Source organism: Streptomyces flavofungini (genome assembly GCF_030388665.1).
Lineage (GTDB): Bacteria > Actinomycetota > Actinomycetes > Streptomycetales > Streptomycetaceae > Streptomyces > Streptomyces flavofungini_A.
Genome location: NZ_CP128846.1, coordinates 6,106,719 through 6,119,166 on the forward strand (window position 1 = coordinate 6,106,719; position 12,448 = coordinate 6,119,166).

The 12,448-nt window shown below is 74.8% G+C and carries 10 protein-coding genes; 7 read left to right on the plus strand and 3 right to left on the minus strand.

The features are described 5' to 3' along the window. Positions 1 to 152 precede the first annotated feature (152 nt). Complete coding sequence (locus QUY26_RS25935) at positions 153 to 1,247, minus strand: mechanosensitive ion channel family protein (RefSeq protein ID WP_289950699.1); 1,095 nt, start codon at positions 1,245 to 1,247, stop codon at positions 153 to 155. Between the two features lie 267 nt (positions 1,248 to 1,514). On the opposite strand from QUY26_RS25935, the gene QUY26_RS25940 reads away from it, so the two are divergent. Then, positions 1,515 to 2,051 (plus strand): HNH endonuclease, encoded by a 537-nt coding sequence (locus QUY26_RS25940; RefSeq protein ID WP_289950701.1) that lies wholly within the window; start codon positions 1,515 to 1,517, stop codon positions 2,049 to 2,051. 88 nt (positions 2,052 to 2,139) lie between these two features. Here QUY26_RS25940 and QUY26_RS25945 read toward each other — a convergent pair whose 3' ends face one another. Beyond that, on the minus strand, positions 2,140 to 4,776 hold the full coding sequence (locus QUY26_RS25945; RefSeq protein ID WP_436840406.1) for a beta-N-acetylglucosaminidase domain-containing protein: 2,637 nt from the start codon (positions 4,774 to 4,776) through the stop codon (positions 2,140 to 2,142). 807 nt (positions 4,777 to 5,583) lie between these two features. On the opposite strand from QUY26_RS25945, the gene QUY26_RS25950 reads away from it, so the two are divergent. The 3 genes from QUY26_RS25950 to QUY26_RS25960 all read left to right on the plus strand — a co-directional run bounded on the left by QUY26_RS25950 (position 5,584) and on the right by QUY26_RS25960 (position 8,483). Then, entirely contained in the window at positions 5,584 to 5,820 is a 237-nt protein-coding gene (locus QUY26_RS25950; RefSeq protein WP_289950703.1) for a hypothetical protein, read from the plus strand. Continuing rightward, positions 5,821 to 8,160 (plus strand): 4-alpha-glucanotransferase, encoded by a 2,340-nt coding sequence (gene malQ / locus QUY26_RS25955; protein WP_289950704.1) that lies wholly within the window; start codon positions 5,821 to 5,823, stop codon positions 8,158 to 8,160. An 83-nt stretch (positions 8,161 to 8,243) separates the two neighbouring features. Continuing rightward, positions 8,244 to 8,483 carry a hypothetical protein gene (locus QUY26_RS25960; protein ID WP_030363363.1) on the plus strand — a complete coding sequence of 80 codons (240 nt, stop codon included), beginning with the start codon at positions 8,244 to 8,246 and terminating at the stop codon, positions 8,481 to 8,483. Positions 8,484 to 8,676: 193 nt separating this feature from the next. Here the strand turns inward: QUY26_RS25960 and QUY26_RS25965 are convergent, their stop codons facing one another. Next, entirely contained in the window at positions 8,677 to 9,249 is a 573-nt protein-coding gene (locus QUY26_RS25965; RefSeq protein ID WP_289950708.1) for a MarR family winged helix-turn-helix transcriptional regulator, read from the minus strand. A gap of 141 nt (positions 9,250 to 9,390) precedes the next feature. Between QUY26_RS25965 and QUY26_RS25970 the strand changes: the two genes are divergently transcribed. From QUY26_RS25970 to QUY26_RS25980, 3 genes are all read left to right on the plus strand, one after another. Further along, the gene (locus tag QUY26_RS25970; RefSeq protein ID WP_289950710.1) at positions 9,391 to 10,338 is read left to right on the plus strand and encodes an EamA family transporter; all 948 of its coding nucleotides are present in this window, start codon (positions 9,391 to 9,393) and stop codon (positions 10,336 to 10,338) included. A gap of 118 nt (positions 10,339 to 10,456) precedes the next feature. Beyond that, positions 10,457 to 11,365, plus strand: coding sequence for a DMT family transporter (locus QUY26_RS25975; RefSeq protein ID WP_289956031.1), 909 nt, complete (start codon positions 10,457 to 10,459; stop codon positions 11,363 to 11,365). Between the two features lie 27 nt (positions 11,366 to 11,392). Then, positions 11,393 to 12,295, plus strand: a complete 903-nt coding sequence (locus QUY26_RS25980) for a LysR family transcriptional regulator (RefSeq protein ID WP_289950712.1) — start codon at positions 11,393 to 11,395, stop codon at positions 12,293 to 12,295. Positions 12,296 to 12,448: the final 153 nt, after the last annotated feature.

Consider the following 12,448-nt stretch of genomic DNA (forward strand, 5'->3'; position numbering starts at 1 on the left):
GGCTTCCTATTTGATGCGAGGAACGTAAAGGCCCGTGAAGGGGTCGTCAAGACCGAGCGCCCCCGAGGCAACCAACTCGTTACCTACGGGGGCGCGGTCGTGCGCGGGGTGGTGAGGGGTGGTGAGGGGTGGTGAGGGGTGGTGAGGGGTGGTTACTTCGACAGATTCGGCGGCGGGGCGATGGGCGACGCCGCCAGGGACTGCGGGGACGTCGACGACGCGTACGCGGACGGGGCCGCCATGCCCGCCGTCGGGTCCGGGGCCTGGGCCACGCCGCCGTCCGGGAGCATCGGCAGGCCGCCCACCAGGCGGATGTCCTCCGCGTCGAAGGCCCGCTTGATGCGCCAGCGCAGCTCCCGCTCCACGCCGAGCGACTTGCCCGGCATGGTCTTGGCGGAGACCCGCACCACCATCTGGTCGAGCAGCACGCTGTCCAGGCCGAGCACCTCGACCGGGCCCCACAGCTGCTCGTTCCACGGCTCTTCCTTGCCGAGCCGTTCGCCGACCTCGCCGAGCACCCGCTTGATCTTGTCCAGGTCCTCGTCCGGGCGCACCGTCACATCGACACCGGCCGTCGACCAGCCCTGGGAGAGGTTGCCGATGCGCTTGACCTCGCCGTTGCGGACGTACCAGATCTCGCCGTCGTCGCCGCGCAGCTTGGTCACGCGCAGGCCCACCTCGATGACCTCGCCGGAGGCCACCCCGGCGTCGATGGAGTCACCGACCCCGTACTGGTCCTCCAGGATCATGAAGACGCCGGACAGGAAGTCCGTGACCAGGTTGCGGGCGCCGAAGCCGATCGCGACACCGGCGACACCCGCGGACGCGAGCAGCGGCGCCAGATTGATCTGGAACGTGCCGAGGATCATCAGCGCGGCCGTGCCGAGGATCAGGAACGACGCCACCGACCGCAGCACGGACCCGATGGCCTGCGAACGCTGCCGCCGCCGCTCCACATTGACGAGCAGCCCGCCGAGCGCGGTGCCGTCCACGGCCTGCGCCGTGCGGTTCATCCGCTCTATCAGCTTGGTGATGGAGCGCCGCACGATCACGCGCAGCACCATCGCGATCACGACGATCAGCAGGATGCGCAGACCGATGGCGAGCCAGGTCGACCAGTTCTCCTCCACCCAGCTGGCGGCGTTCGTCGCGCTCTCCTGGGCGTCGTCGAGCGTCACCGGCTTGCGCGTCGGCGTCGGTGTCGGGTCCGGGTCCGTTCCGGCGGCCGAAAGGACGGACAGGAACACGGCTGGTACCTCCAGGCATAGCGGCCTGCCCAGGAGATGCGCCGGGCAGACTCACCACACTAACGGGGCATTGTGTGGGGATCGTTGTCATGTTCGAAGGAGAGGCGGTGCTCACCAGCGCCGAAACGTGCCGCCACCGGAACTGTGGTCGAAAACACTTCAGGGCCGTTACCGGCACATGCTGGCGCTACGACCAGGCATGAGGGGAGACTGGCTACAGATCGTCCCGGCGCGAGCCACGCGCCGCCGGCGTACAAGGAGGCATCCGTGCCGCATGTCCTGGTCCTCAACGCGTCGTACGAGCCGCTCGGCGTCGTACCGCTCCGCCGCGCGCTCGTCCTCGTCCTCGAGAACAAGGCACTCTGTCTCGAGGAGTCCGGCGCCTTCATGCACAGCGCGACCCGCACCATCCCCGCACCCAGCGTGGTCCGGCTCAAGCGCTTCGTGCGGGTCCCCTACAGGGGGCCCGTTCCACTGACCCGCCGTGCCCTGTTCGCCCGCGACGGCGGCCGGTGCATGTACTGCGGTGGCGTCGCAACCAGCGTCGACCACGTCATTCCGCGCAGCCGGGGCGGCCAGCACGCCTGGGACAACGTGGTGGCCTCGTGCCGCCGCTGCAATCACGTCAAAGCCGACCGGCACCTGTTGGAGCTCGGCTGGCGCCTGCGGCACAAGCCCGCACCGCCCACGGGCCTCGCCTGGCGCATCATCGGCACCGGACATAGGGATCCGCGCTGGCTGCCGTACTTGCAGCCGTTCGGCGCGGACGACGCGATGGCCCGGATCGACGGCATTTCCGCCTAGGAATCGATCCGGGCCTTGTCGTACGTACGTGGTGCAGAGGGCCTTTCGTACGCGGTGCGGTGGACCTCCGTGCGCGGTGCGGGGGGCCTCAGTCCTCCGCCACCGCGTAGGCCGCGACCGACCACAGCGAGTAGCCGAAGCGGGTCGCCCGGCGCTCGCCGGACACCCGCACGAAGCGGGTGTCCGGGGCGTCCATGCGCACGGACTCGCGGCCGCCCGCGCCGTCGCGCACGACGGCGGCGGTCCGCCAGGTCCTGCCGTCGGCCGACGTCTGGATCCGGTACGCGGCGGCGTACGCGTCCTGCCAGCGCAGCACCACCTGTCCCAGGCGCACCGGCTCGGCCAGCTCGGCCTGCCACCACGCGTCGTCCTCGGCGGGCGATGACCAGCGGGTCGTGGCGTCGCCGTCGGTCGCGGCCGACGCGGGGAAGTCCGCCGTCTCGTCGCCCGAGGACGTGGCCCGCGCGCCGCGCGCGAGATCGGGCCCGCCGGAGCGCGGGAACGCCCGCACCGACACGGTCCGCGTCTCGCCCGCGAACGTGACGGACACCTCGTACGTCCCGGCCGGCGTGCCCCTGGGCACGGTCACGTCGAGCGGCACCCCGACCCGCGTGCCGCGCGGCAGCGTCACCGCCCGCGGGGCCCGCACCTCCACACCCCCCGGCGCCCGCACCGTCACCGCGCCGCGCACGTCACCGGGCCGCCCGGACAGCAGCTCCGCCGTGACCCGGCGCGGCCCGCCGCCGATCTCCAGGTCCGCCCCCGCCGGGGCCCGCCCGAAGCGCGCGACGGCCGTGTCCGCGAACCACGGCACGAGATGCCGCACCGCGCCGTGGTCGAGGACGACGCGGAGGGCGTCGGCGCGCAGCCCTTCCGGCAGCACCGGGCCGCCCGCGCGCGGGGCCCCGGGGCGCGTCAGCTCCGTGCAGCCCGACGCGAACAGGGACGTGAGGCGGCGCCAGCCCGCGCCGGGGACGTGGGCCTCCAGGGTGCCGCGGGTGCCGGGGTCGGCCAGGACCGTCACCCCGGCGAGCGGCCGGGCTCCCCGCCAGCGGGCGCCAGGGCCCGACCCGACGTGCTCCCCGGCGAGACCCGCCCACGCCTCGTACGCCTCCCGGGCACGCTCCACGAACGGACCGAGAACGCCCTCCCCGACCGTGACCCGGCCGCCTTCCTCTCCGCTCTCCTCCGCTCGCCGATCAGCACGTTGCGCGTGCAGGGCGCGCGCGGCACGCCACGCGCCCTCGCCGTCCCCGTGCGCCGCCGCGGTCAGCATGCGCACGGCCGTCCCGCCCGCCTCCCCGTAGCGTGCCAACCGCTCCGTCCACGGCCGCACTTCCGCCGCGAGGTCGCCGACGTCCGCCACCTCGCTCGCGGCCAGCCGCCCGGGCGTCTCCCGCATCACCCGGAAGGCGTCGCCCAGAGCGCGCGCGGCGGCGTCGAGGCGGCCCCGGTCGGCCGTCGTGCGCGCGTGCGCGAACTCCCGCAGCAGCGGCCGGAGATACGCCGACTCCCGCGCGCCGAGGACGGACGACGCCTCGTTCCCGGCGAGCGCCGCCAGCGCGGCACGCGCCTTCGGATCACCGCCCGCCAGATCGTCGATCGCGGCGTTCCAGGACTTCCGGGGACGGTAACCCCGGGGATTCCAGGCGAAGTCGGCGACCGTGAACAGCGGGATCCGGGACGCCGTCGGCTGCGCCATCGCATTGCCGAGCAGTGCGGCCGACCCCTGCGCCACGGCGGGCTCACGGCCCCGGTAGGGGCCGAGGAAGACACGGTCCTGCGCGAAGTCGTTCACGGGGTAGTTGTCCGCCGTGACCAGCGGATGCTCCCCGAACGCCCGCCGCGCGCCCGCCAGTTCGCGGCCCGTGATGGTGCGCGGTACGACGCCGACTCCCGTCCACGTCACCTCGACGGAGTCGTGGAGCGCCTCGGACAGGGCCGCGCGGTAGTCCGTGGCGCCGTCCTGGAAGTACTCGGTGGGCATGAGGGACAACGGCGGCGCGCCCGGGTGGCGTGCCGCGAGGCGCCGCGCCACGGCGGTGGCGACCCGCGCCTGCGCCCGGGCCGCCGCGCGCGGCCCCGAGCCGAACGCGTCCGCGTCCCGCTCGCAGTGCCACTCGCTGTAACTCACGTCCTGGAACTGCAGTTGGAACGCCCGCACGCCCAGCGCCCACATCGCCTCGACCTTCCGCGTCAGGGCCCGCACGTCGGCGTCCGACGCCAGACACATCGCCTGGCCGGGGGCCACGGCCCAGGCGAGCGTCACGTGGTTGCGGGCCGCCCGCGCGGCGAGCGCGCGGAACTCGGCCCGCCGCGCCGCCGGGTACGGCTCGCGCCAGCGGGCCTGGCGGAACGGGTCGTCGCCCGGCGCGTACAGATAGCGGTTCTGTTTCGTGCGGCCCATGAAGTCGAGGTGCGCCAGGCGTTGGCGGTGCGTCCACGGGGTGCCGTAGAAGCCCTCGGTCACGCCGCGTACCGCCGTCGTCGGCCAGTCGCGGATGCGGACACCCGGGATCGTGCGGGTGCGCGGGTCGGTGAGCCCGCGCAGGGTCTGGACGGCGTGGAACAGGCCGTCCTCGCCCACGCCGTCCAGCGCCACCGCGTCCCGTCCTTCGACGCGGCCGACGGCGAGGCGGTAGCCGCCCGGGGGGAGGTCGGCGCGGGGCCGCGCGCCGAGCGCGCGCAGCGCCTTTCCGGCGCCTGCGCCTCCTGCGTGCACCACGAGGTGGGGGGTCGGGGGGGAGGGGACTGCCCTCGGGGACCTCGGTGATGCGGCGGGTGCCGGTCGTCCGGAGGAGGGCGCGCAGCGCCTCCGTGGCGTGCGGGTCGGTGGTCTCGCCCGGTGCTCCCGTGACGAGGACCACGTCGTCGCCGACCGTGGCCGTGTTCCCCCGGCCTGTGGCCTCCTGGGTCTGCGGCCTCGGCCAGACCTCGGGCACAGGGGGTGACCGGTGGTCGTCCGGAGCCGTCGTCGGGGGCGCGGGGGTCGCCGCGGCGTGGGGTGCGGGGGCGAAGGCGCCTGCCAGGGCCGCCAGGGCGAGGGTGGCTGCGCCTCTTCCGCGTCGCCGGTGCACGTGCCTCTCCCTTGCCGCTCGGCAGTGGTCCGGCGGGGGTCGCCTCGCCGCTTTCGTCACTGTGGCCACTCGCGTGATCACACAGGGTGCGGGAAGCCCATCACCGGGGTGGGGAGGGTGTCAATGCGGGGCGTCAACGCCGGGGCCCTGCGGGGGCGTTCCCCGATCCCGCCCCTTCCCGGAACCAGAGGCGCCGCGCCCCCTGGACCCCAGCCCTCGCCGATGCCCCTGCGGGTGGGACGGTCCGGCCCCGATCGGCCTTGCGGCCTCGCCCTCGAACGCCGGGCAGGCTGGGAACTTCGCCGGAGGCGCGGAGCCCCGATTCGGTGGAGGCCCGTCCCGCCCGAAGGTGCCGGGTGTGACCAGCGCCACGTTCCCGGACCGTATACGGATGCCCCTCACGGCAGTGGGTAGGGCTTCGGAACCGGCATCCGCGACCAAGGGAGCACCATTCCATGCCCGCCTCCGCGAACCTCCTCCTCTCCGCCCTGTCCAAACAGGTCTCGCACCCCGACTCCGGCCTCGACGGCTCCTGCTCCTGCGGCTGCCTGGAGCCGCCCCTGACCAGCGAGCCCCCGCTGGCCGACGCCGCCCCCCTGACCAGCGAGCCGCCCCTGACGGACGCCGCCCCGCTGACGAGCGAGCCCACCTCGACGGGCACGGCCGCGGGCCTGGACCCCATGGGCGTATAGATGACCCTTGCCCGGCTGGCCGCCCTGCACGGCGTGGCCACCTCCTACACACCGTCCCCGGACCGCACGGTCCAGGCCTCGGAGGCCGCGGTCGTCGCGGCCCTCGCCGCGCTCGACGTCGACGCGAGCACGCCGGAGGCGGTACGGGACGCGGTGGCAGCGCGCGAACGGGAGTTACGGGAGAGGCTGTTACCGCCCACGGTGGTGCTGTGGACGGACGAACGGCCCGAAGCCGAGGACGCGGCCCGTCGGCGTGATCCGGCAGTCGAGGACGCGGCCCACCCGCGTGCGGGCGACGCCAACGCCACCCCTGGAGAGCCCCCGCGCCCCCCGCGCCCTCCGCACCTCCCAGAAGCCCTCTCCTCCCTCCCCCCAGGCACCCGCCTCGTCGTGGAGACGGAGCCGGACGGCGACCTCATCGAGCTCGACGGCCCACCCGCGGCCCCCGCCGAACCTGTCGCCCTCACCACCCCCACGGCCCCCACACCCCTCACGGCCCCCACACCCCCCGCAGCACCCGAAACTCGCACAGCCGCCTCAGCCGCCTCAGCCGCCTCAGCCGCCTCAGCCACCTCAGCCACCCCCACCCCCCGCCTCCCCCCAGGCATCCACCGCCTCACCGCCACCACCCCCGACGGCCGAACCGCCGAGGCCCACCTCATCGTCGCCCCGCGTCACGCCCCCGCGCCGTCGGCCCGCACCTATGGCTTCCTCGTGCAGCTGTACTCGCTGCTGAGCCGGCACTCGTGGGGCATGGGGGACCTGGGGGACCTCGCGGAGCTCGCGGCGTGGGCGGGGCGGGCGCTGGGGGCGGGGTTCGTACAGGTGAATCCGTTGCACGCGGCCGTGCCGAGGGCGCCGGGCGGTGCCGGGGACCCCTCGCCGTACCGCCCCTCCTCCCGTCGCTTCCCGGACCCCGTGCACCTGCGGGTCGAGCACGTACCGGAGTTCGTCCATCTGCGGGGCGAGGCGCGCGAGAGGGCGGGCGTCTTCGCGGAGCGGGGGGAGGAGCTGCGCAGGGCGGTGGTGAGCGAGGGCGCCCTGATCGACCGGGACGCCGTGTGGGAACTCAAGGCGGCCGCGCTCGAGTTGATCCGGGACGTGCCGCTGGGGCCTGGCCGGTGCGCCGCCTACAGCGACTTCCTCGCCGAGCAGGGCGAGGACCTGGAGGACCACGCGACCTGGTGCGCGCTCGCCGAGCGGCACGGGCCGAACTGGCGCGCCTGGCCGGAGCCGCTGCGGGACCCGTCCTCGCCCGAGACCGCCCGCGCCCGCACCGAGTTGATGGACCGCGTCGACTTCCACGAACGCCTCGCCTGGCTCACGCACGAGCAGCTCGCCGCCGCGCAGCGGGCCGCACGCGACGCCGGGATGGCCGTCGGCCTCGTCCACGACCTGGCCGTCGGCGTGCATCCGGACGGCGCCGACGCCTGGGCCCGGCAGCGGTACTTCGCCGCGGGCATGTCGGTGGGCGCGCCCCCGGACGCCTTCAACGCGCGCGGCCAGGACTGGGGCCTGCCGCCGTGGCGCCCGGACCGGCTCGCCGAGTCCGGCTACGCCCCGTTCCGCGCCCTGCTGCGCGCGACGCTGCGGCACGCGGGCGCCGTCCGCGTCGACCACGTCATGGGCCTCTTCCGGCTCTGGTGGGTACCGGACGGAGGGACCCCCGCCGACGGGACGTACGTGCGGTACGACGCCGAGGCCATGCTCGCCGTCCTCGTCCTGGAGGCGCACCGCGCGGGCGCCCTCGTCATCGGCGAGGACCTCGGCACGGTGGAGCCGGGCGTGCGTGAGGCGCTGCGCGCGCACGGGGTACTCGGCACGTCCGTGCTGTGGTTCGAGCGGGACTGGGACGGCACCGGCCAGCCGCTCCCGCCCGCAGACTGGCGCGCCGACTGCCTGGCCACCGCCACCACCCACGACCTGCCGTCCACGGCCGCCCGCGTCACCGGCGCGCACGTGCGCCTGCGGCACGACCTGGGCCTGCTCACCCGGCCGCTGGCCGCCGAGCGCGCCGAGGCCGCCGCCGACGTCCGCGACTGGCTCGGCCTGCTGGCCCGGCTCGGCCTGCTGCCGGGCGGCGCCGGGAACGAGGAGGACGAGGTCCGCGCCGTGCACCGGTTCCTGCTCGCGACCCCCGCCCGCATGGTCGGCGTCTGGCTGCCCGACACCGTCGGCGACCGCCGCCCGCAGAACCTGCCCGGCACCTGGGACCAGTACCCGAACTGGCGCCTGCCGATCGCCGACGCCGCGGGCCGCCCCGTCACCCTGGAGGACCTGGCCGCCGCACCCCGCCTGCACGCTCTCGTCGAGGTGTTCCGCGCGCTCCGGGCGCCGTGACCGCGCCCGCGCGCGCACCGGGCGGGGCGCCCGTACGGCACCCCGGGCGCGCGGGCCGCGCGGCGGTTCGCTACGTTGGCACCGTGGACAAGAAGAACGCCCTGCGCGCCGGTGCACTGACGGCCGGTACGACGCTGATGATGCTGCTCATGTCGTCCCCCGCGCTCGCGCTCAACCGCGACGACGGCGACGACCCGGGCCCGGGCCTGAGCGTGATGGAGACGCTCGGCCTCTATGTCGCCGCGCCGATCGTGCTGTTCCTGGTGATCGCCGGTCTGGTGATGGTCGGCGACAAGTCCCGCAAGCAGCAGAAGCAGAGCTGACGACGCGGGTGGGCCCCACGGCTGTTCCGGCAGCCGTCCGGCTTCCCCTTTCTGCGCCGAGGGCGCCCTCGGCCCCGTACACGGACGCCTGTTGACGTCTTCGTACGAGGCCCGAGGGCGCCCTTGGTGTTTCACGCGCTCCCGGAGCCCGCGGACCTCCGGTGGTGTCACGCACTCCCGGAGGCGCCCGCCGTCATGAGCCGTCGCCGGGCTGCGAGCCCGCGAGCAGCTTGCGCAGCAGGGCCGAGAGCTGCGCCGTCTCCGCCTCGTCGAGCCCGGCGGCCCTGAGCGCCGCGCGCTGCACCTCGACGCCCGCCACCACGGCCCGGTCGACCAGTTCCCTGCCCTCCTCGGTCAGCGTCACCCGGAGCCCCCGCCGGTCGTGCGGGTCGGGGGAGCGGCGCAGCAGCCCGGCCCGCTCCAGCTTGTCCAGACGCCCCGTCATGCCGCCCGTCGTCAGCATCAGCGCCGAGGAGAGCTGGCGCGGCGAGAGCGTGTACGGCTCGCCGTGCCGGCGCAGCGTCGCGAGCACGTCGAACTCGCCGCGCGTGGTGCCGAGGCGGCGGTACGCCTTCTCGATGCGGTCGCCCATGGCCTGCGTGGTGCGGTAGACGCGGCCGAAGACCTCCATGGGCGTGGTCTCCAGATCCGGCCGGACGACGGCCCACTGCTCGATGATCGCGTCGACGCCGTCGGGCGCGACGGCGGCCGCCGCGTCGTCGGAGGGCGCCGCGTTCTGGGAGGACCTCACGTTGCTCGCGTTCATGGGGGAAGTATCCACGAGACATGGAAGCTTGCAAGTAAGTAGGTTGACGGTAAGTGGCTTACGGCTAAGCTACTTATGGCTCAGCTTCCTCCGTGAGTCGTTGCGCCCCCTTGAGCCCCGAGTACGTGGGAGACGTCCGCCATGAAGCGCGCCGCCGCCATCCTCCTCACCGCCTACGCCCCCTTCGTCTGGGGCTCCACCTACGCCGTCACCACCGAGTTCCTGCCCGCGGACCGTCCCCTGTTCACGGCCTTGACGCGTGCCCTGCCCGCCGGGCTGCTGCTGCTCCTGCTCGCCAGACGCCTGCCCAAGGGGGAGTGGTGGTGGAAGTCGGCGGTCCTCGGCGCGCTCAACATCGGCGCCTTCTTCCCGCTGCTCTTCCTGTCCGCCTACCGCCTGCCCGGCGGCATGGCCGCGGTCGTCGGCTCCGTCGGCCCGCTCTTCGTCGCCGGACTCGCGGCCCTGCTCCTCGCCGACCGGCCGACCCCGCGCACCCTGCTCACCGGGGCCGCCGCGGCCCTCGGCGTCAGCCTGGTGGTCCTGAAGGCCACCGGGGCCCTGGACGCGGTCGGGCTGCTCGCCGCCGTGGGGTCGACGGCCTCGATGTCGACGGGCACGGTGCTCACCAAGCGCTGGGGGCGCCCGGACGGCGTCGGTCCGCTCGCGCTCACGGCCTGGCAGCTGACGGTCGGCGGTCTGCTCATCGCCCCCGTCGCGTTCCTGGTCGAGGGCGCGCCGCCCGCGCTCGACGGGCGGAACATCGCGGGCTACCTCTACCTCTCGCTCGCCGGTACGGCCGTCGCGTACTGGCTGTGGTTCCGCGGCATCGGCCGCCTCAGCGCCACCCAGGCCGGCCTTCTCGGCCCGCTCTCGCCGCTGACCGCGGCGGTCATCGGCTGGGCGGCGCTCGGCCAGTCGCTGACGGCGGTGCAGGTGGCGGGGATGGCGATCGCGTTCGGGGCGACGGTGTTCGGCCAGCTGCGCCCGAAGCCGCGACCGCAGGTGCTCACCACCGAATCGTTCAGCTCAGCTTCAAAGATCGGTCGAAAAGATTCGATGGACCTGAGCGGTCCCGGACTGCGACGGTAGCTCGGCCGACCCCGGGAGCGGGGCCGCGCGAGCGCCCCGTACCGGGGAGAGAGGCAGGGAGATACCAGTGGCGAGCGTCCTGGACCTGGACCGGAGCGACGGCGGCGGCGACACGAGCGTGCGGGCGCGGGGCGCGGGCGGCGGGCGTGGCGCCGCCGCGGGACTCGGCGTCGGACTCGCCCTCGCGGCGCTCGCCACCGTCGTCTGGTCGGGAAGCTTCGTCACCTCCCGCGCCCTCGCCGACAGCGTCCCGCCGATCCAGCACGCGTTCTGGCGCTGGGTCATCGCCATCGCGGCCGTCGCGCCGTTCGCGGTCCGCCAGACCTGGCGCCAACGGGCCCTGCTCCGCCGCCACTTCCGCTTCCTGCTCGCCGCGTCCCTGCTGGGCGTCACCGTCTACAACACCCTCGTCAACCAGGCCGGAGTGACCACCACCGCGGGCAACATGGGCATGATCATGGCCGCCTCGCCGGTCCTGATGGCGGTGTACGAACGCCTCGGCGGGGCCCGGCTCGGCGCCCGGCGCGTCACGGGCATGCTCGTCGCCTGCGTCGGCGTGCTGCTCCTGGTCAGCGGCGGCTCCCTCGCCATGGACCTGGCGGCGGGCGACCTGTGGGTGATCGGCGGCGCCGTCGCCTTCGGCTCGTACAGCGCGCTGCTTCGCCGCAGGCCCGCCGAGATCTCCCAACTGCCCTTCCTCTTCAGCACCTTCGTCCTGGGCGCGCTGATGCTGCTGCCCGTGTTCCTCGTCAGCCTCGCCGTGCAGGGCGGCTTCGAACCGACGGCCGCGACGGTCTCCCCGCTCCTGTACGTGGGCGTCGTCTCCTCCGCGGTCGCCTTCCTCGCCTGGAACAAGGCGATCTCCGCCATCGGCGCGGCCCGCGCGGGCGTCGTCTACTACCTCCAGCCGGTCTGCGTGGCCCTGCTGTCCTTCGCCGTGCTCGGCGAGGGCATGGGATGGCTCCAGGTGCTGTGCATGGGTCTGATCCTCGGCGGCGTGGTGCTCGGGTCGGCGGGCGGGAGGTAGCGGCCGGTGCGCGGGTACGTTGACGCCATGACCGAGTGGGACGTCAAGAAGCTGCAGATCCTGCGCACGCTGGCCGAGCGCGGGACCGTCACCGCGACCGCGCGGGCCCTCCTGATGACCCCGTCCGCCGTGTCGCAGCAGCTCTCCAACCTCGCCAAGCAGGTCGGCGTGCCGCTCCTGGAGGCCCACGGCCGCCGGGTGCGGCTCACCGGCGCCGCCCGGCTCCTGCTCGTCCACGCCGACGCCGTCCTCGCCCAACTGGAGCGGGCCGACGCGGAGTTGGCCGCGTACGCCGAGGGGGAGGCCGGGGAGGTGCGGGTCGGGGCCTTCTCCACCGCCGTGCCCGCGCTCGTGGTGCCCGCCGTACGGGCCCTGCGGGTCGCCCACCCGGGGATCTCGGTGCGGGTGCGGGAGGCCGAGGCGGGCGCGGCCTACGAACTCCTCGCCGCCGGGGACGTCGACCTCGCCCTGTCCCTCGCCGCGCAGGCCCCGCGGGGGCGGGACGGACGCTTCACCCGCGTCACCCTCCTCGCCGACCCCCTCGACGTCGCCCTCGCCCTCGACCACCCGTACGCCCGCGCGGACGCCCTGCGCCTCGCCGACCTCGCCGACGAGCCGTGGATCTTCGGCGGCTCCGGGCCCTGGTCGGAGATCACGCGGGCCGCGTGCGAGGCCGCCGGGTTCGTGCCCGAGCAGGCGCACAGCGCGGCGGGCTGGGAGGCGATCCTCGCGATGGTGGAGGCGGGGATGGGGGTGGCTCTGGTGCCGCGGATGGCCGGGGCGGGGGCCTCCGGCCGGGGCGGGGTGGCGATGCGGGAGCCGGCGGACCGCCCGCACCGTCATGTGGTCGCCGCGGTACGCCGCGGGGCGGAGGCGTCCCTGACGGTGGGCCATGTCCTGGCGGCGCTGCGTGAGGCTGCCTCGCCCTGACGCCGGACGGGCTCGGCCGCAGCGGCGGCCACGGGGTGGGTGGGCCGCCGCCCGGTGCGGTCGCATCCGTGGGGCGCAACAGGCGGGCGGGTGGGTGAAAAAGTGGGTGAAAAAGGTGGGTGAAAAAGACGGGGCCCGGTGCCGGGGGCGGGC

Excerpts from the sequence above, each read along its gene's own strand:
- QUY26_RS25950 (WP_289950703.1), top strand. The coding sequence starts at position 5,584 with ATGCCCGCCTCCGCGAACCTCCTCCTCTCCGCCCTGTCCAAACAGGTC.
- malQ (WP_289950704.1), top strand. The coding sequence starts at position 5,821 with ATGACCCTTGCCCGGCTGGCCGCCCTGCACGGCGTGGCCACCTCCTAC.
- QUY26_RS25965 (WP_289950708.1), bottom strand. The coding sequence starts at position 9,249 with ATGAACGCGAGCAACGTGAGGTCCTCCCAGAACGCGGCGCCCTCCGAC.
- QUY26_RS25970 (WP_289950710.1), top strand. The coding sequence starts at position 9,391 with ATGAAGCGCGCCGCCGCCATCCTCCTCACCGCCTACGCCCCCTTCGTC.
- QUY26_RS25980 (WP_289950712.1), top strand. The coding sequence starts at position 11,393 with ATGACCGAGTGGGACGTCAAGAAGCTGCAGATCCTGCGCACGCTGGCC.